The sequence below is a fragment of the Shewanella indica genome (assembly GCF_033842865.1).
Classification (GTDB): Bacteria; Pseudomonadota; Gammaproteobacteria; order Enterobacterales; family Shewanellaceae; genus Shewanella; species Shewanella indica.
In genome coordinates this window covers 272897-290981 of sequence record NZ_JAWXXR010000001.1, presented here as the reverse complement: position 1 = coordinate 290981, position 18085 = coordinate 272897, and the positions used below count along the sequence as shown (strand labels likewise).

16 protein-coding genes are annotated in these 18085 nt (G+C 50.4%); 9 read left to right on the top strand and 7 right to left on the bottom strand.

Annotated elements, in window-relative coordinates:
- The first annotated feature begins 3 nt into the window (after window positions 1-3).
- The 3 genes from SIL79_RS01365 to gabT are packed head-to-tail and all read left to right on the top strand — an operon-like array spanning window position 4 to window position 4098.
- The gene (locus SIL79_RS01365) at window positions 4-1290 is read left to right on the top strand and encodes an NAD(P)/FAD-dependent oxidoreductase (RefSeq protein WP_162206669.1); all 1287 of its coding nucleotides are present in this window, start codon (window positions 4-6) and stop codon (window positions 1288-1290) included.
- A gap of 46 nt (window positions 1291-1336) precedes the next feature.
- Window positions 1337-2779, top strand: coding sequence for an NADP-dependent succinate-semialdehyde dehydrogenase (gene gabD / locus SIL79_RS01360; protein WP_162206668.1), 1443 nt, complete (start codon window positions 1337-1339; stop codon window positions 2777-2779).
- A gap of 47 nt (window positions 2780-2826) precedes the next feature.
- Window positions 2827-4098: a 4-aminobutyrate--2-oxoglutarate transaminase gene (gene gabT, locus SIL79_RS01355; RefSeq protein ID WP_039034295.1), complete on the top strand. Its 1272-nt coding sequence runs from the start codon at window positions 2827-2829 to the stop codon at window positions 4096-4098.
- A 265-nt stretch (window positions 4099-4363) separates the two neighbouring features.
- Here the strand turns inward: gabT and SIL79_RS01350 are convergent, their stop codons facing one another.
- The 5 genes from SIL79_RS01350 to SIL79_RS01330 form a co-directional block, all read right to left on the bottom strand.
- A complete protein-coding gene (locus tag SIL79_RS01350) occupies window positions 4364-5677 on the bottom strand; it encodes a methyl-accepting chemotaxis protein (protein WP_162206667.1) in 1314 nt (437 codons plus the stop codon).
- Between the two features lie 289 nt (window positions 5678-5966).
- On the bottom strand, window positions 5967-6383 hold the full coding sequence (locus tag SIL79_RS01345; protein ID WP_162206666.1) for a hypothetical protein: 417 nt from the start codon (window positions 6381-6383) through the stop codon (window positions 5967-5969).
- The gene (locus tag SIL79_RS01340; protein WP_162206665.1) at window positions 6380-6838 is read right to left on the bottom strand and encodes a hypothetical protein; all 459 of its coding nucleotides are present in this window, start codon (window positions 6836-6838) and stop codon (window positions 6380-6382) included. Before SIL79_RS01340 ends, SIL79_RS01345 begins: the two co-directional genes overlap by 4 nt.
- Window positions 6839-6956: 118 nt before the next feature.
- Window positions 6957-8090: a pyridoxal phosphate-dependent aminotransferase gene (locus SIL79_RS01335; protein WP_233962706.1), complete on the bottom strand. Its 1134-nt coding sequence runs from the start codon at window positions 8088-8090 to the stop codon at window positions 6957-6959.
- A 112-nt stretch (window positions 8091-8202) separates the two neighbouring features.
- On the bottom strand, window positions 8203-8757 hold the full coding sequence (locus SIL79_RS01330; protein WP_082014284.1) for an NADAR family protein: 555 nt from the start codon (window positions 8755-8757) through the stop codon (window positions 8203-8205).
- Between the two features lie 2386 nt (window positions 8758-11143).
- Here SIL79_RS01330 and SIL79_RS01325 point away from each other — a divergent pair.
- The gene (locus SIL79_RS01325; protein ID WP_319618915.1) at window positions 11144-12385 is read left to right on the top strand and encodes a hypothetical protein; all 1242 of its coding nucleotides are present in this window, start codon (window positions 11144-11146) and stop codon (window positions 12383-12385) included.
- Window positions 12386-12460: 75 nt separating this feature from the next.
- The gene (locus SIL79_RS01320) at window positions 12461-12997 is read left to right on the top strand and encodes a hypothetical protein (RefSeq protein ID WP_233962708.1); all 537 of its coding nucleotides are present in this window, start codon (window positions 12461-12463) and stop codon (window positions 12995-12997) included.
- 377 nt (window positions 12998-13374) lie between these two features.
- On the opposite strand, the gene SIL79_RS01315 is transcribed toward SIL79_RS01320, so the two are convergent.
- Window positions 13375-14349: a transposase gene (locus SIL79_RS01315; protein WP_233962709.1), complete on the bottom strand. Its 975-nt coding sequence runs from the start codon at window positions 14347-14349 to the stop codon at window positions 13375-13377.
- 504 nt (window positions 14350-14853) lie between these two features.
- Here SIL79_RS01315 and SIL79_RS01310 point away from each other — a divergent pair.
- From SIL79_RS01310 to SIL79_RS01295, 4 genes are all read left to right on the top strand, one after another.
- Entirely contained in the window at window positions 14854-15459 is a 606-nt protein-coding gene (locus SIL79_RS01310) for a hypothetical protein (RefSeq protein WP_233962710.1), read from the top strand.
- Between the two features lie 108 nt (window positions 15460-15567).
- Window positions 15568-16023, top strand: coding sequence for a hypothetical protein (locus tag SIL79_RS01305; protein WP_233962711.1), 456 nt, complete (start codon window positions 15568-15570; stop codon window positions 16021-16023).
- Window positions 16013-16462 (top strand): hypothetical protein, encoded by a 450-nt coding sequence (locus tag SIL79_RS01300; RefSeq protein ID WP_233962712.1) that lies wholly within the window; start codon window positions 16013-16015, stop codon window positions 16460-16462. The genes SIL79_RS01305 and SIL79_RS01300 overlap by 11 nt, the downstream gene beginning before the upstream one ends.
- Window positions 16463-16587: 125 nt before the next feature.
- On the top strand, window positions 16588-16878 hold the full coding sequence (locus tag SIL79_RS01295; RefSeq protein WP_039034289.1) for a hypothetical protein: 291 nt from the start codon (window positions 16588-16590) through the stop codon (window positions 16876-16878).
- A gap of 183 nt (window positions 16879-17061) precedes the next feature.
- Here SIL79_RS01295 and SIL79_RS01290 read toward each other — a convergent pair whose 3' ends face one another.
- Window positions 17062-18009, bottom strand: a complete 948-nt coding sequence (locus SIL79_RS01290; protein WP_028779717.1) for a ribose-phosphate pyrophosphokinase — start codon at window positions 18007-18009, stop codon at window positions 17062-17064.
- Window positions 18010-18085 lie beyond the last annotated feature (76 nt).

Here is an 18085-nt window from a genome sequence, read left to right as displayed (position 1 = left end):
ACCATGACTGCCACTGCCCACACCTCCTCTTATTATGCCGATTCGGCCAATGACACTCGTGAACGCAACAGCTTAAGCGAGGTGCTGGAAACCGATGTCTGTGTGATAGGGGCCGGTTATACCGGACTCAGCTCGGCGCTGCACCTGTTGGAGGCCGGTTTCAAGGTAGTGGTATTGGAAGCGGCCAGAGTGGGCTGGGGCGCCTCTGGCCGCAACGGTGGCCAGATAGTCAACAGCTACAGCCGCGATCTCGACGTGATAGAAAGCACTGTCGGTAAGGAGCAGGCCAAGCTCTTTGGCGAAATGGCCTTCGAGGGCGGCCGCATCATCCGCGAACGCATCGAAAAATACCAGATAGATTGTGACCTCAAAAACGGCGGGGTATTTGCCGCCATCAATAGCAAACAGATGGGGCATCTGCAGCAGCAAAAAGCCCTCTGGGAGCGATATGGCCACACAGACCAGCTGCAGTTGTTGGATGATGCCGGCATTCGCCAGGTGGTCAATACAGACCGTTATATCGGCGGCTTGCTGGACAAGAGTGGCGGCCACATCCATCCGCTGAACCTGGCGCTGGGTGAGGCGAGGGCGGTGGAATCTCTCGGTGGAAAAATTTTTGAGGACTCGGCCGTAGTACGTATCGACGAAGGGGAGTACCCTATAGTACATACCGCCAATGGCCAGGTTAAGGCCAGGTTTGTGGTGGTGGCTGGAAATGCCTATCTTGGCAAACTGCTGCCCCAACTTGCTGCTAAATCCATGCCTTGCGGTACCCAGGTAATCACGACAGAACCCTTGGGTGATGAGTTGGCCCACAGTCTGTTGCCGCAGGACTACTGCGTCGAGGACTGTAACTATCTGCTGGATTATTTCCGCCTGTCGGCCGACAAACGCCTGATCTATGGTGGCGGTGTAGTCTACGGCGCCCGAGATCCGGAGAATATCAAAGCGATTATCCTGCCCAAGCTGCTCAAGACCTTCCCCCAATTGAAAGGGGTCCGTATCGACTATACCTGGACAGGCAACTTTCTGCTGACACTCTCCCGTTTGCCTCAGGTCGGCAGGATTGGCAGCAACATCTATTACTCCCAGGGCTGTAGTGGTCATGGGGTGACTTATACCCACCTGGCGGGCAAGTTGATTGCCGAGGTGCTGACCGGACAGGCGGAGCGTTTCGATGCCTTTGCCAGCCTGCCCCATTATCCATTTCCCGGCGGACATGCCCTGCGAGTCCCCTTTTCTGCGCTCGGCGCCTGGTATTACAGCCTGAGGGACAAACTGGGTATTTGATGCCTATCCGTACAAGGGCGCTTGGCGCCCATTTAAAGGAGTCACAATGAAACTTAACCAGAGTGCGCTGCTGCGTGAACAAGCCTATATTGAAGGCCAGTGGCTGGACGCAGACTCAGGCAAGAAGGTCAATATTTTCAACCCGGCCACCGGCGAGCGTATCGGCAGTGTGCCCGAGATGGGCGCATTTGAAACCCGCAGAGCCATAGATGCCGCCGAGCGGGCTCTACCGGCCTGGCGGGCGTTGACCGCCAAAGAGCGCAGCAGCATTCTCAAACGTTGGTTCGAGCTTATCAATCAACACGCCGATGACTTGGCGCTGCTGATGACCACAGAGCAGGGTAAGCCTCTGGCAGAAGCCCGTGGTGAGGTCGCTTACGCCGCCTCCTTTATCGAGTGGTTTGCCGAAGAGGGTAAGCGGGTTTACGGCGATACGATCCCAGGCCATCAACAGGACAAGCGCCTGCTGGTGATCAAGCAACCCGTGGGCGTGACTGCGGCCATTACGCCCTGGAACTTCCCGGCGGCGATGATAACCCGTAAGGCGGGACCGGCACTGGCGGCCGGTTGCACCATGATAGTCAAACCGGCGCCGCAGACCCCTTTTACCGCTCTGGCGCTGGCCTACCTGGCGATTGAAGCAGGCATTCCTCCCGGTGTCTTCAGCGTGATCACCGGTGATGCCAAGGCGATAGGCAATACCCTTTGCGAAAGCGCCGTGGTGCGTAAGTTATCTTTCACCGGCTCGACCGGCGTGGGCATTCATCTAATGCAGCAATGCGCCGCCACCCTGAAGAAACTGTCTTTGGAACTCGGCGGCAACGCGCCTTTTATCGTGTTTGACGATGCCGATCTGGATGCTGCGGTAGAAGGGGCGATGATTTCAAAGTACCGCAATGCCGGCCAGACCTGCGTCTGCGCCAACCGCATCTATGTGCAGTCGTCCGTTTACGATGCCTTTAGCGAAAAGCTGGCCGCCAAAGTGGCCGAGCTCAAGGTGGGGGCCGGCACCGAATCCGGCATTACCACAGGGCCCTTGATCGATAAGAATGCGGTGAAAAAGGTACAGGAGCATCTTGAGGATGCCGTCTCCAAAGGCGCCAGGGTCAAGACAGGCGGCCGGGCGCTGGGCGGTAACTTCTTCGAACCCACTATTTTGACCGAGGTGAATGGCAGCATGCGGGTCGCCAAAGAGGAAACCTTTGGCCCGCTGGCGCCGCTGTTCCGCTTCGACAGTGTCGATGAAGTGATCGCCATGGCCAACGATACCGAGTTTGGCTTGGCAGCCTATTTCTACGCCAGGGATATCTCCAGAGTCTGGAAAGTCGCCGAGGCGCTGGAATACGGCATGGTGGGGATCAATACCGGGCTTATCTCCAACGAAGTGGCGCCTTTTGGCGGCATCAAGGCCTCTGGGCTGGGACGGGAAGGCTCTAAATACGGCATAGAGGAATATCTGGAGATCAAGTATCTCTGCCTCTCGGTCTGATTAACCCATGTCCCGGCGATACCGGGATATCAACAGAGGATAGCAGGATGATAAGCAATGACTCTCTGATGGTGCGGCGTCAGGCCGCAGTGGCACCGGGTGTGGGACAGATACACCCGGTGTTTGTGGAACGGGCGGAAAATGCCCGGGTATGGGACGTCGAGGGCCGCGAATATCTGGACTTTGCCGGTGGCATAGCCGTGCTCAATACCGGGCACCTGCATCCCAGAGTCAAGCAGGCGGTTGCCCGCCAGTTGGAAGACTTCTCCCATACCTGTTTTATGGTGCTGGGTTATGAGAGTTATGTGGCCGTTTGCGAAAAACTCAACGCCCTGGTTCCCGGGGATTTCGCCAAGAAGTCGGCGCTGTTTACCAGTGGCTCGGAGGCGGTGGAAAATGCCCTCAAGGTCGCCAGAGCTTATACCAAACGCAGCGGTGTCATCGCCTTTACCTCAGGCTATCATGGCCGCACCATGGCAACGCTGGCGCTCACAGGTAAAGTGGCGCCCTACAGTAAGGGCATGGGGCTGATGCAGGCCAACGTGTTTCGCGCCCAGTATCCCTGCGCGCTGCATGGTGTGAGTGACGACGATGCGATGAAGTCCATCGAGCAGATTTTCAAGAATGATGCCGAGCCGGCGGATATTGCCGCTATTATTCTTGAGCCGGTGCAGGGCGAGGGCGGCTTCTATGCCGCATCCCCCGAGTTTATGGCGCGGCTGCGCAAGCTGTGTGACAAGGAAGGGATAGTGCTGATTGCCGATGAGGTGCAGACGGGCGCCGGCCGTACCGGCACCTTCTTTGCCATGGAGCAGATGGGCGTTGCCGCCGATATCACGACTTTTGCCAAGTCCATTGCCGGCGGTTTCCCACTCTCCGGTATTACCGGTCGGGCCGAGATGATGGATGCCATAGGTCCCGGCGGTTTGGGAGGCACCTATGGCGGCAATCCGCTTGCCTGCGCTGCCGCCCTGGCGGTGATAGAAACCTTCGAGAAGGAACAGCTGCTGGCGCGGGCCAAGCAGGTGGGTGCTGTCATTAAAGAAGCGCTTGGCAAGCTGCAACAGGAGCACGACTTTATTGCCGATGTTCGCGGCCTCGGCGCCATGGTGGCCATGGAGCTGGTTGAAGATGGTGTGCCAAAACCGGAGTACTGCGCCCGAGTCCTTACCTTGGCGCGAGAGCGCGGTCTTATCCTGCTTTCCTGTGGCACTTATGGCAATGTGCTGCGTCTCTTGGTGCCTTTGACTGTCAGTGACAGGGATCTGCAGCAGGGGCTGGAGATTATTGCCGAGTGTTTCCGGCAACTGCGTAGTTGAGCCGGTAAGGATGATAGGGAAGCACAGCGCTTCCCTTTTTTATGTCAGTAGTAAAAAAGAGGCTTATTCATTTGAGTTGCTTGAGGCTTGGCCTGTCCAAGCGGCTATTTTGTCGCTGTTAACTTTTTATCTGCACGCGCATTGTGCCTGACGCTGGCGCAGTTGCGACATAGCCGAAACGAACCGTTGGGTAAACTCAAGATCCGGCGAAAGCCCCGGCCTTGGCTGGGGGGGGCTTTTTAGAGGAGCGGGATGAGCCTTCGAATCAATGTCCCTGATGTTCATCGGACAGGGACGCGACTGTATCAACCACATTACGGGCACCATCGAGAATCGCGCTCATGAGGTCCGCGACATCCTGAAGTTGGATTTTACCTTGGTTGGCCGCTTCGGCCACCGCCGCCATTTCCCGGGTGGCCTTGTCTGTAAGCTGACCATTTTGACTGACAACAGAGCCTATCTCCTTGGTGGACTCACTGGTGCGGGCCGCCAGTTGCCTGACTTCATCGGCGACAACGGCAAAGCCTCGGCCCTGTTCACCGGCGCGGGCAGCTTCAATTGCGGCATTGAGCGCCAACAGATTGGTCTGCTCGGCAATGGCGCTGATGGTCGAGACTATCGCCTGGATATGGCGTGACTGCTCATTGAGCTGAGCTATCGCCTCTGAGGCCTGCTGTACCTGATAGGTTATGTTGTTTGAGGTAGCAGTTACCCTGTCGAGACTGTCTATGGCTTGCTCGACTGTGGCACCTGTATTCAGCGCCGTGCTGTGGGCTATTTCGGTCGCTTCTTTAATCGCCTGGGACTTTTCTATCCTGGCGGTGATATCACTGGCAAACTTAATCACCTTGATTACTTTACCGGCGGCATTGTGTATCGGGTTATAGCTGGCCTCAAGCCAGACGGTTTGCCCCAGTTTATTGAAGCGTTTAAACAGCCCGGACTTGAACTGGCCCTTATTGAGCTCTTCCCAAAAATGGGGGTGTTCCCGGTAGAAGGCCTCGTCACAAAACAGCTTGTGGTGTTGTCCTTTCAGTTCGGCCCTGGTATAGCCCATGACGTCGAGAAAATTGGCATTGGCCTCAATGATATTGCCCTTGGGGTCAAACTCGATAATCGCCTGGGAGTTATCCAGGGCGTTGGCCACTGCTTTTTGAGTGTCGGTTTCCATTTGGCTGTTGGTGACATCGGCGGCAATTTTCATGACGCGGGTGACTTTACCCTGCTCAAACACCGGGAAGTAGGTGGCCTGCAAATAGATGCTGCTGCCATCTGCATGGCGACGTTCAAACACCCCTGCAGCGGCTTTCCCCTGCCTGAGCTGCTCCCAAAACCTGCGGTACTGGGTTGAGGCGGCATAATCGGTTTGACACAAGCTTTTGTGAGGCATGCCTTTGAGCTTTTCCTGTTCCAGGCCAAACAACTCGGCAAACAGGCGACTGGCTTCTATCACAGTGCCTTCGGGTGTGAACACCACACAGGCAAGCGACTGCTCTATGGCTTGTACTGTTGCCAGTTGCCTGGATAGCTGCAATTGACATTGTTCCAGCGCATGTCTGGACGATTTATTGAAGAACATAAAACAGATCCCCACTTGTTAGGTTTAGTCGGCAGCTTGCTGTCGGCTCGTATTCTGAGGCGAGGATCCATTTCGCAGTCGTTATTCCTGATAGGCTGCATATTTTTACTTATTATAGCGTCGCTGAAAGGTAGCATAAGTGTGGCAGAGTGAAAGCGGTAAATGATATTAAGCTTCAACTGTCACACTTTGGAGCCTGTGCTGTGTGGCATGGAAGGTTCCGGCGCACAGACTAGCAAGTTTTTGTTAACTTAAGATTTCGACACCTTTGCCGATCACGGGAATACCCTTAATATTTGGCCTTCAGCTTTTGTCGCAAACTCTCATCTCTGGCGGCTTTGGTGACTTCGAGAGCGATATTGCGCCTGAGGCGAATTAACCAGCTGTCGATTTTGGCCTGGTCCATTTTGCAATCGCAGCGGCTGGAGATCAGGCTAAGCTGCAGTTCCTGTGCCTGCCGTGCGACTTCTACTTCGACCGTGTATCCCTTGTAGTTATTGAGCCGGGCTAGCCAGGTGCCATCAGCGGCAGTTTCCAGTTCCCAGTTATCCCGGGTAACGGCCCGCTGCAACATGGCGGGGATATCCTGCACATAACCACCTGTGGGTACTGGGTTTTGCCAGCGTTGCAATTGATATTCAGTCTCGGCGGAAGCCGGGGTTAGCCATAACAGATTCAGCAGCAGCGGCAGTAGTATTCGTTTCATGATTTTTTCAGCTCCTGGGCGATGGAGAGACGCAGATTCTTGATGTAGTTGTAATAGCCACGGCCATTCTTGTAGCAGATATCATCAATCAGCTTCTTGCAGACAAAATCCCCCAGGGCGGCGTGGTATTTAAGCTGAATATAGTTGGCGTCGTATTCAATGCGCATCACATTAGTGTCGCCGCGATAGTCGAAACGGGCCAGGATATAGCCCTCACCTTCGCCCTCGTATACCCAGGCAAAGCCCTTGGTGCTGAGCATTCCTTCGAGAATGGCATAGCGAACCTGGGCCTCTCTGGCTCCCGCTACCGGGATCTCTTTATGAACGGCTTCGATATAACGGTTTGAGGATTTGGGCTTGGCATTTTTGTTGATGACCAGCTCGCCGGGGGCGGCTTGCAACGACAGGGAGAAACCGAGGGCGAATAACGCCCCCAGAATGGATTGGACCTGCATATCAGAATCCTTCTGAAAAAGGCTGCGAAAGTCCGAGTCTAGCGAAAAGCCAAGGCACTTGAAAGAGTGCTTGAAACAGCTCTTGAAACAGCTCTTGAAACAGCACTTGAAAGAGAAATTAGAGCAAACCTTCCAAACGCAGACGTTGCATCTCTTTGGCAACTTGTTGCATCTGCATTGGTGTGCCCAAGGTCAAGCGATTCCAGCCTTCAAGCCCTGGGAAGGTGCGGCCTACCAGAATGCCGGCCTGCTGCATCCGCTTGCGATAGTCTTCATTATTGCCCTTGATGCGGTGGAAAATAAAACTGGCGTTGAGTGGCAGATAGTCGAGCCCCAGTTGTTTGAGTGTGGCAATGATAATGGCACCGGCCTCTAAGTTGTTGCTGCGGGTCTGCGCCAGCCAGGCGCTGTCATCCAACACTGCTGCCGCCCCATAGAGGGCAAACAGGTTGGCGTTGTCAAAACTCGCCTGGGCCTGCATGGCGGCTATCATTTCCGGAGCGGCAATGGCATAACCGGCCCTCAGTCCCGCCATTCCCCATGCTTTGGAGAACGTCTTGGTCAGCACTGTGTGTTTCTGGCCATTTTGGATGAACGGCAGCGCGGATTGGAAATCGCTACCGGCATACTCGCCGTAGGCCTCATCAATAATAAACTGCAGCTCGGGACTGGCCTTGGCCAGCCACTGTGCAACCGGCGCCTTGGGCAGCAAGAGGCCAGTTGGGTTATTGGGGTTACACAGATAGACAATGGAAGGGCCAGAGTGCGCGGCCACGGCGGCTTGCATAGCGGCGATATCGGTTTGCAGCTCGGCGGTCAGCGGCACTTCAGTTACCTTGAGTCCCCGGGCCTTGGCATAGTCGGCCACTATGTCAAAGGTAGGCTTGGGCATCACCAATTGGCAGTGAGCGCTAGCCATGGCATCTATGGCGAACTTGAGTACTTCGGAAGAGCCATTGCCGTAGATGAGCTGCTCTTGGCTGATACCGTGATAGCTTGCCAGGCGCTTGAGCAAGGCCTGACGGGCACTGTCGGGATACAGGTGCGCCTCGCCCATATGCTGCATAATGGCTTCTCTGGCGCTGCTTGGCATCCCCAGCGGGTTTTCATTGAAGTTCAGCGCCAAGGGCCCCTTGGAGACAGTAGCTTGGGCCTGCTCCTGGGAAGATAAAGAGAAATTACTGCAGCCACTGAGCCCCAGTGCGGTACCGGCTAAACCGGCCTGAATAAAATGCCTACGACTTAATTGCATGTTTATTATGATGTTCTGGATAAGAGGGCGCTCAGTCTACCCAGAGGATGAGAGAAAATAAATGAATTTTTATTCATTATTTGAAGCTTGTTATTCTTTTGGCTTTTGATTGTCAGAGATCTTTTCTGAGCCGATCGCGAACTTCCATGAGTGCAAACCCTAACAGGTTTAAGCCGTTCCATCTCCTGGGAATTTCAGATTCAGGATGATCTTGAGCGAGCCCTATCCCCCATACTTTATCTACAGGACTAGCCTCGACCAAGATACGGTTTCCAGTATTAAGCAGAAACGATTTTAGTTCAGTATGCTGAGCAAACTTAGCTAAGTTTGCATTAAGCACTATTTCAAAGCGTCTCTCATCCCAGACTTCTTGGTTGAACCCGACAACTTCCCGACCAATAGCTTTGGCTGCGCCAGGGTTGGTTGCAAGGAGGATTCTTTCACATGCAATGTCATCACCAAATAGCTTTGCCTTGTGATACATCATGTAATGCTCCGCAGTAATGAAGACGTTGCCTTCTTCTTCAAACTTTGCGTCATACCATTGACTAAAACAACTCTTGGAAATTTGTTCTCCTTTCTCCTGGTGTCCCCAGAAGAATATGTACTTGACCTTATTCCCTTGGTCTACGAAATCGACCAACTGTTCTCTTGTCCTAATTTTCAAAGTGATTCCTATGCTTGGTTGCTTTTTACCTGCAAAAGACTTTCTTACCCTGGTCAGTTCAGGCCTTGGCACTGAACTCAGAGATTGTTATGAATTCTATAAGTTGTGTATGAGGCCATGCTACACCAGCTTACAATTTAGCGAAATTTCTTGAATGTTCACGATCGGTGAAGAGTTGGCTTAAAGCCATGATAGCCGCTGTGCCAGCGGCGTAAAGTCGTGGAGCAAGTGCATCCATGCACAACTGCCAGTTCGCCATCCCTGGCTCTCGCTCGTAAGCATGTCGCTATGCGACACTCACCGCCCCACACCCGACCAAGAAGGGATCAACAGCAATCCCCTCTTGGATCTCCCTTGCCGCCCCACACGGTGTCGAAAGCCCCTCGGCCTAATGGCGCAAATAACTACCGCTTCAGACGCTCAGAATCACATCCATGTGACTCTGGCCCGGCTCAACATCCTGTTTCGCGCTCGTGAGCTCGTCGCTAAGCGACACTCGCCCCTGATTCGACTGTCGCTGCTTCGGCATCCAAATCCTTCCATGGATAAAGGCCAGCTCGCCTTCCTTGGCTCGCGCTCATAAGCACACTCGCCACCGGCGAGCATTCGCCCTCAGCCACGTTATTTGTGCCAACGGCTGTCGGCGACACCGAGGGGGAATAGGTGCAATTCTGCAATCATAGCGTTGCTTGAAATTGCTTATATACCTACAGACATACACCCATTTTCCAGGCACAGGTGGAACTGTGACCTTCCGAGCCAGGGATGGCGAGGCAGAGCTTACAGGGACGTACTCGAATAACGTCCCTGTTTAACTGCCAGCTCGTCATCCATGACTCGCGCTCGAAAGCATGTTGCTACGCAACTCTCGCCATGTCACAGGATCGCCTGTGCGAAAGGCGCACCGCAGGTGATGGGTTATAGCTAGCCGCTAGGAGCAAGTTCATTGGTAAGTTTTGGCTTAAAGCCATAAATAGCCGCTGTGCCAGCGGCGTAAAGTCGTGGAGCAAGTGCATCCATGCACAACTGCCAGTTCGCCATCTATGGCTCTCGCTCGTAAGCATGTCGCTATGCGACACTCACCGCCCCACACCCGAGGAAAGGGGGCTGTATCGACTCGCCCCCTTCCCAAACCCCCATCGACCCGCGACGCAGCGGAAAACCCCTTGTGCTTATGATGCCAATTCGCTATCGCGCCAGACGCTCCGAGTCACATCCATGTGACTCTAACCCAGCTCAACATCCTGTTTCGCGCTCGTTAGCTCGTCGCTAGGCGACACTCGCCCCTGATTTGACTGAGCTGCGTCATCATCTGCCGGACAGGAGTCCCAATGCCGTGAAGGGCAGGAAGCCCGTGAACGGCCATGCCTCGCTACGCGATTGTCATCAACGCCCTGCGGCCGCTTCGAGCGGGAATTGGTGCAATTCTGCAATCATAGCGTTGCTTGAAATTGCTTATGTACCTACAGACATACACCTAATTCCAAGCACAGGCGGAACTGTGACCTTCCGAGCCAGGGATGGCGAGGCAGAGCTTACAGGGACGTACTCGCAGCGAGTCACAGGATTGCCTGTGCGAAAAGCGCACCGCAGGTGATGGACTACATCGTGGCCGGAAGCTCGGCCAGTACTAACTTAGGAACTTTTAGCTGGGAGCTATGATAGCCGCTGTGCCAGCGGCCTAAAGTCGCGTCGCTTTGGGTTTCCAACCCAGTCAATACTGTTGTAAAAACAAGCTAAATCAGTGTTTTGTTGCCTTTGTCAAAACTTGACCTTTGGCTAATTGTTTTCAAATTCAGTACTGGGTATTGTATAACCAATTCAACCGCTTAGCTTTAGTGCTTGCTTAAGCGGAAAGCAGCACTTTTCCGTTTTCAGCGGAATTGCGGAATGTAGGGACGAACAGAGTTTGGACCCGTGCGGTAGCCATGGCTTTACTCGACGTTTTTTGTAAGGCCATAGGTTGTACAGCTTGAAGCGCTTATGACAAGCACCTCAGAACTGATTTTCTATACAGTATTATTGGCGTTCCAGGAAAAATGCCGGAAATTTGCTGCTAAGCTTGCGCGTTATTTCCGTAACATTTTAGAAAATAGATTTAAATTCATAAAGTTAAAAAATACAGCGGGTAGATAATAGGTTTAGAAACCGCGCATGCGCGTTTAGCTGCAAGGGATATTCGGGCTAAACTCTATTATATCCAGCGAATACAAACAGATAGCGATGCGCGTTTACACTCCTCCGAGGACTAAAATGCGCATGCGCACTATACAGCTGTTATGCATTTAAAGTTCGGAGCTAGAAGTTGCCATATCAAACGGACGAACGACTAAAAAGTTACTTAGACACTAACCAGTTGCACAGAGAGCAATTGTGCAGGGCTATTTTGGCTATAGACAAAAGATTCTCTGATGTCCGGCCAAGGCATCCACGAGGTGGTCCCGATGGTGGTAGGGATATAGAGGCGTTATTCCGGGATGAATCGCTAGCTTATGGGGCTGTAGGCTTTGTCAATCAGGCAAACGATTCAAACGAGCAGAAAAGAACCATTAATGAAAAATTTGCTAGCGATCTACATAGTGCACTTGGCGCAAACAAGAAGCCAAGCGTCTTCGTGTTCTTTACCAATATAAACCTTACGATAGGAGATAAAGACTCTCTTATTGAGAGCGCGAAAAAACAAGGTATTACGCACTGCGAAATTCTAGATCGCGAAAGGCTACGAATAACTTTGGACAGCCCAGATGGATTTTCACTAAGATTCCAATATTTGAATATAACGCTGTCTGAAGAGGAGCAAGCAAGTTTCTTCGCTCGATGGGGTGATGATATACAATCAGTTATCTCAACCGGATTTCAGCGAATAGAGGGAACCTTGAATAGGTTGCTATTCCTCCAAGAATCAACTGATCCGCTGAACCATTTAACTCTCTCATTTGAACTCAAAGAAAAATATTCCGCGGATGATATAGGACATTTCAGGTTATTTTGCTCTATGTATCTGAAGGAGCCGAAGCAAAAGATACTTGGGATAATTTTTGGTAGCTCTGATAAGTCAAACCGAATGCGAAACGACAAGGGTAGTGATTTTACAGAACAGATACCTGGTATTAAACACGGCATAGCCGGAGGGCAATGGGAAAGCTATCTCGACATAGAAAATGATTCTGAAACAGAAATAGACGATGATGAAGATGAACGTTACAAACAGGTAGGAAGCTCATCATCAATAGGGCGGAGTGAAGTCGAGTTTCTCCCAATTTCTTACAGTAAAGATAGTTTTATACGGTATTTCCCAACCATATGCCTTAAAGATATTGATGAAGCAATGTTTCTGCCAATAGCAAATAAATCGCTAGCAGAAAAGGTTAAAGCTATTCATATCTATTCAAACGGCTACAAAATCCAAGAAATAGGCCCAGAGTGTTTAAAAATTGACGAGGGGGAGTTTGATCCTTCGATTCCTGTTGAGTTTACGCCACAAGAGTTAGAAGATCCTTGGGTCAGAATTCGACCAAGCGAAATGTCGTCGGCATTTCATATTCGCTTTTTTGAACAAACACCAAAGAGGATGTTTGTGCCAGACCAAGTCCAGAATAGCTTGGAAGGTCGTGGTAAAAATGCATAACAAAGCGCTGCTGTCGGACAAATTTTACGCTGCGCTCCAAATTTGCCGCAGAGCGCGGCGTTAAGCAATACGAGGATGAACATGCTCTCAAAACTAACCAAGCAGCTTCAAGAACATCCAATAATCATACTTGCTATGTTTATTCTTTCGCTTTTCAGTGCGCTAGTCACTCTGATACTCGGCTGGCAGGATTTGTACACAGACTATCTTTCAAAAAGCATGGAGTTGCCGGTTTGGCTCGTTTTTCTATTAGGCATCCTTGGTCTCATAGGCTGGGTTTTGGTGCGCCCTTCCGACGTAGGAAAAGGGCCATTGAAACGCATACAAGGTGAAACATACGGTGTGCAGCGAGTAGTACTAGATGGAAAGGAGTTTAGGCAATGCAGATTCTCAGCATCTGAGCTAGTAATCGAGGGGAAGGCGGGATTTAGCTTGGCTCACAATGAATTTGAGTCGCCAAGATTTACATTTTCTGGCCCTGCAAATACCACTATCGTAATTTTAACGGAAATGTACAAAGATCCCGCTTTTCGGCCTCTGGTAGATGGGACTCTAGAGAACATAAAGGCGGGAGTAATTCCGCAGTCCGCGCCACTAAATCCAAATGCTTAACAAGTGTAGGCTGTCGGACAAATTACTCGCTGCGCTCGCAATTTACCGCAGCTACAGGCGTTAGCACTCTCTTGAATAAATCGAACATAAGGATGTAAGCAATGAGTTTTGTTGGGGCAAGATGGTGGAAGTTCGATCTTCATACACATACACCAGCTTCTTTTGATTATGAAAACAACAATGACACCCATTGTTAGCTGAGTGAAAGCTCTAGTTGCCTGGATTACAGAAACACTGATGTTTTCACTGGGAGAAAATCATCTTTCAAGCCTTTTGAGGGGCGTTCGGTTGTTGAAATGAGCGAAAAGTCGCATTTCAGACACGATGGAGGTCGAACAAAGTTCGATTGGAGAGAAATATCTTGGAGCCTCGGGGATTCAGCTAAACAGCTTCTGACAATTCTCGGCCCCCTGCCTTCGTCGTCGTTGTAGGTGAGTACAGTAGTCTGTAAGAGATTCCAGTGTACCAACCGGCCCCTTGAATAGACGGCTAAAATCAGTCGTTAACTTGAGCCAGTTGTCGATGGGGATGTTTAAACGATTCAAAATGGTCGTAGTGCCGGCAGTAATCTGGCCGCGCTTGTCGTGGCGGATAATACGTCCGGTATCATCGACCAGTTGCAGATAATCCTTGGCATCAAAGTGCAATCCTTGTGGCATGTTCAGCCGTTCATTGCCGACAAAGGGTAACAGCTCAGGTGTGTTTTCGCCCAGCATCGCGGCCTGTATCCGCCGTTGAATACTGGTATAGTCTGAGTTCTCCGGGGTTTTGGCTATTCCCGCGCGGATAGGGTTCAAGTCAACATAAGCCATGCAGGCCAATACGGCTGCATCATCCAATAGTGCCTGGGATTTGAAGCGGCCTTCCCAGAAGCGACCGCTGCATCCGTCTTCCCGATTGGCTTGTCTGGCAATAGGTTCATTGAGCGCGCGCATAAACCAACTGATATCCATCAAACGTTGGCGATAGACTTCAGTGGTTTGTTGCAGGGTGAGATATTCAATATCAGAAAGTGTTTCACCGCGCAGAAAACGCTGGGATAACAGGGTTCCACTGTAAAGCAGGTGCCAACGCTGTAAAACCTGCTCCAATGTCCATTCAGTGGCGGTTTTCAAATCAACTCTGAGCACCAAGTGCAGATGATTGGACATGACTGCATAGGCACACAAGTCAATGGAAAAGACGGCCACCAGTTCCAATAGACGCGACTCAACCCAATCACGGCGATGTTCATAACTCTTGCCGGAATAATCATCAACGCCACACAGAAAGGCGCGGCGTACACAGCGGGAGATGCAGTGATAGAAGGGGGTGTCCTCAAGACTGACTTGAGCATATCTTGGCCTCGGCATGGTATCCTTTCCTTTTCAAAGGCTCCATTCAAGCCTAGACAAGGAGCCAACAATCTGCCAAGAATTATGGGTGTCTCCATTTTGTTTCCATTTTGTTTAATTCCATTCCGTATGTTCAAAATGCTAGGTTTGGCAATGTACGCATCGTATAAAGGCATAACAAGGCGCTGCTGTCGGACAATTTTTCTGCTACGCTCCAAAATTGCCGCAGAGCGCGGCGTTACATGGCATGCTGACCTTCGTGTTTGTTACGACCTGTTTGAAGTTTGGCCAGTTTGGGAATGCTAGTGTTCAACAAAAGGAGATTGCTAGTAGAGCCACCGAGGCACTACGAAGGATTGCCTCTGAGAGCGAAATTAATAGAAGACGAGTTAAGAAGTTCGGTGTAAACCTTGAAGATGCATAACAAGGCGCTGCTATCGGACAAATTTTCCGCTGCGCTTCAAATTTGCCGCAGAGCGCGGCGTTATGCACCATGAGAACAAACCGAATATTGAGGTGAAAATGAAGAATGATATTTCTGTTGGCGAGATAGTCATAGGCAACACTAGAGTCAAATTTGAATTACCAACAAGCTTATTCAATATAATTTCAAACCATGTAAAACCCAATGAAGCTTTGAAATTATATTCTTATCATGTAGATACGATCATAGACATGATTCGTCCAATGATCCCAGAGGAAAAGCGCCCTCCAACCCATAAGCAGGAACACTATGCCAAAAGCATATCCGAGGCATTAAATATTGAGCTAAGTGAAAAGGTCCTATCGTCAGCTACTGCTTGCAGCGAATTCCTAGATCAGCATTCAGAAGAGTACAAATCACTTATTGCCCTGCAAAAGGCGCATCTTCAAAAACACCGAGAATCTATTTCTCAGGCAAATCGAGTCAATAGATGGTTAAGCGCCAGAGAGGCACTAGATGGTGGGTCTAGCCTTGAAGATGTAGCAGAAGAACTTGGTGTAAAGCCCCCAACTATTGAGAAGTACTGTGCACAACTAGAGGAGTGGGAAGCAATTGCCCAAATAGATGACTCCTACACTACAGTAATGGGATTAGTAAAACGGCAGCGCCAAGGTGAAAATATTTATGAATCCTACCATTCCTAATACAGTGCATAACAAAGCCAGCCAGAGGGACCAAAAAATCGCCTCTTCGCTCTGGTTTTTCGGCCCCTGCTGGCGGCGTTATACGTTTTTGAATCAAGGGAGTTTTATGTGAAAGAAGAGACTATCGTAAATGATAGCCCTCATGTAAAAGGAGAGGAATTCGATACTCCTTTGATCATGAAAGGTGGTATTGAATATGAGCCTGAAAGGTATGTTGCTGAAAAACCATATGACCTTACTCGCTATGAATTCAGCATTCTGAAGAAATCTTCAGGCTCTGAAATGTGGTTTAACCTTATCGCAGGAGGAACCGCTGGAGTAGTGGTCTCGGTGATAGGCAAAACTATAGCTTCACTAATTGATAAAAAAGATCCGAGTTTAGCTACGTGGGAAATTGTTGCTGTAATCGTAGGGATAGGCATTTCTATTTTGGTTAAAAGTAAAATTAAATCAGACGACGAAAAAGAAAAAGAACAATTATTGTCAATTGTTGACACGCACTTCGCGCAAAATAGAAAGCGTAGGTTACACCTCACTCAAGGGGGAGAGAAAAGTGAAAGTTGATTCGCTACCAAGTAATTATTCTGCCCCAGAGAAAATGTTAATTGGTTCAAATTCTCTAAATAACGTGCAATTTCTAATAGATTTCAATGGTTTTACTCCAATCCTAATTGGTGATGGTGATATTCCTCATATTTGGATTTATGTACCAATGAACCAGCAAGGCACGGAGTGGTATCCCCTTGTTAAAGATAATTTCTCGACTAACCCTTCGGTTATTGTGATCAAACGAGACAATGGCGTAAAAGTGACAACTCCGGATGGCGTAGTCTTGGAATGTGAAAAAAGAAGTGATGGTACTGTAGTTGTTAATAGGCTAAATCTTAAACCGTTTGGGATTAATGTAACTGCAAATACTGAGTCTCTGAGTATTATGAATACTACATTTTCTTCTAGTGGATTTAGTAATATGAGAGCGATGGTAGGGTTAGGAAACGTATAACAAACTGTTTAAGAGTGATTCGCAACGCATGGCATTTTTACTATGCGTTGCGTTTAGTGTTTAAGGTGGTATGCAGTAGCATCGGTATTGCGTTGCTCACACCTTAACAGGGCGTTAACTGTCATATGAGCTTCAGAGAAGAATTGGAAAAAAAGTGGAAGATTACTATCGCTTTGTTGAGTGAGGCTCGTGCAGTTCTTTGTGAATGCCCGGGTGTTGGCAAATATATCGCCGAATACGATGAATACCTTGATCACAACGAGCTAGAACTAGCACTGGATATGCTAGAAGAAGCAGCACTTGAGGCAACAAGTAAGCCTCCAGAAGAAATTTGGGTAAAGCTCAAAGATGCTGCAAAGTCTATGGGCTTAGAGGAACGCTGTGAATTCTATAATCAGCAAATACAAAACAGTTAACAAAATAAAAAAATAACAAAATCGCCTGTGTGAGATGGCCGCTCTCGAACATCTTGCTCTTCACGGCATTCGGGCTTCCTGCCCATCCGCACCGCAGCTGATGGGCCATATAATGGCAACCCAGATATCAAGCATAAAAAAACGCACCCTAAGGTGCGTTTCTTGTTAACTCTGCATGTCAGCTTAGTGCTGGAACATGGCAGAGATAGATTCTTCGTTGCTGACGCGGCGGATAGCCTCGGCCAGTACCGCTGACATGGTCAGCTGGCTCACTTTGCCTGTCTTGAGCATTTCTGGGCTCAAAGGCACAGTGTCAGTGACTATGACTTCGTCGATCACTGAATTTACTATGTTGCTGGCGGCGTTACCGGAGAATACCGGGTGGGTCGCATAAGCAAAGACGCGGTTGGCGCCGTGTTCTTTCAGGGCTTCAGCAGCCTTACACAGAGTGCCACCTGTGTCGATCATGTCATCAACTATGATGCAGTCACGGCCTTGAACGTCACCTATGATGTGCATTACCTGAGCCACGTTGGCCTGTGGGCGACGCTTGTCGATGATCGCCAGATCTGAGTCGTCGAGCAGTTTGGCTACGGCGCGGGCGCGAACAACACCACCGATATCGGGGGAAACAACAACCGGGTTATCCAGCTTCTTGGCCAGCATATCTTCAAGCAGCACAGGGCTACCGAAGACGTTGTCTACCGGTACATCGAAGAAGCCCTGGATCTGCTCGGCGTGCAGGTCACAGGTCAGTACTCTGTCGACACCCACGCTGGAGAGGAAATCGGCAACCACTTTGGCGGTAATGGGTACACGGGCGCTGCGGACACGGCGGTCCTGACGGGCATAACCAAAGTAAGGGATAACGGCTGTGATACGGCCGGCTGACGCGCGGCGCAGGGCATCAACCATTACGATCAACTCCATCAGGTTGTCGTTGGTTGGTGCGCAGGTGGACTGAATGATAAACACATCAGCACCACGTACATTTTCGTTTATCTGGACACTGATTTCACCATCGCTGAAACGGCCTACCTCTGCGTCTCCGAGTTTACAAAAAAGACGGTCTGCTATCTTTTTGGCGAGACTGGGGGTAGCGTTCCCAGCAAAGAGCTTGATGTCGGGCACTGTAAGAACCTCAGGCGTTTGCTTTATTTTAGTGGCTGGGATAAAACGGTTGCAGCGCTTTATCCCGGAAGAAACT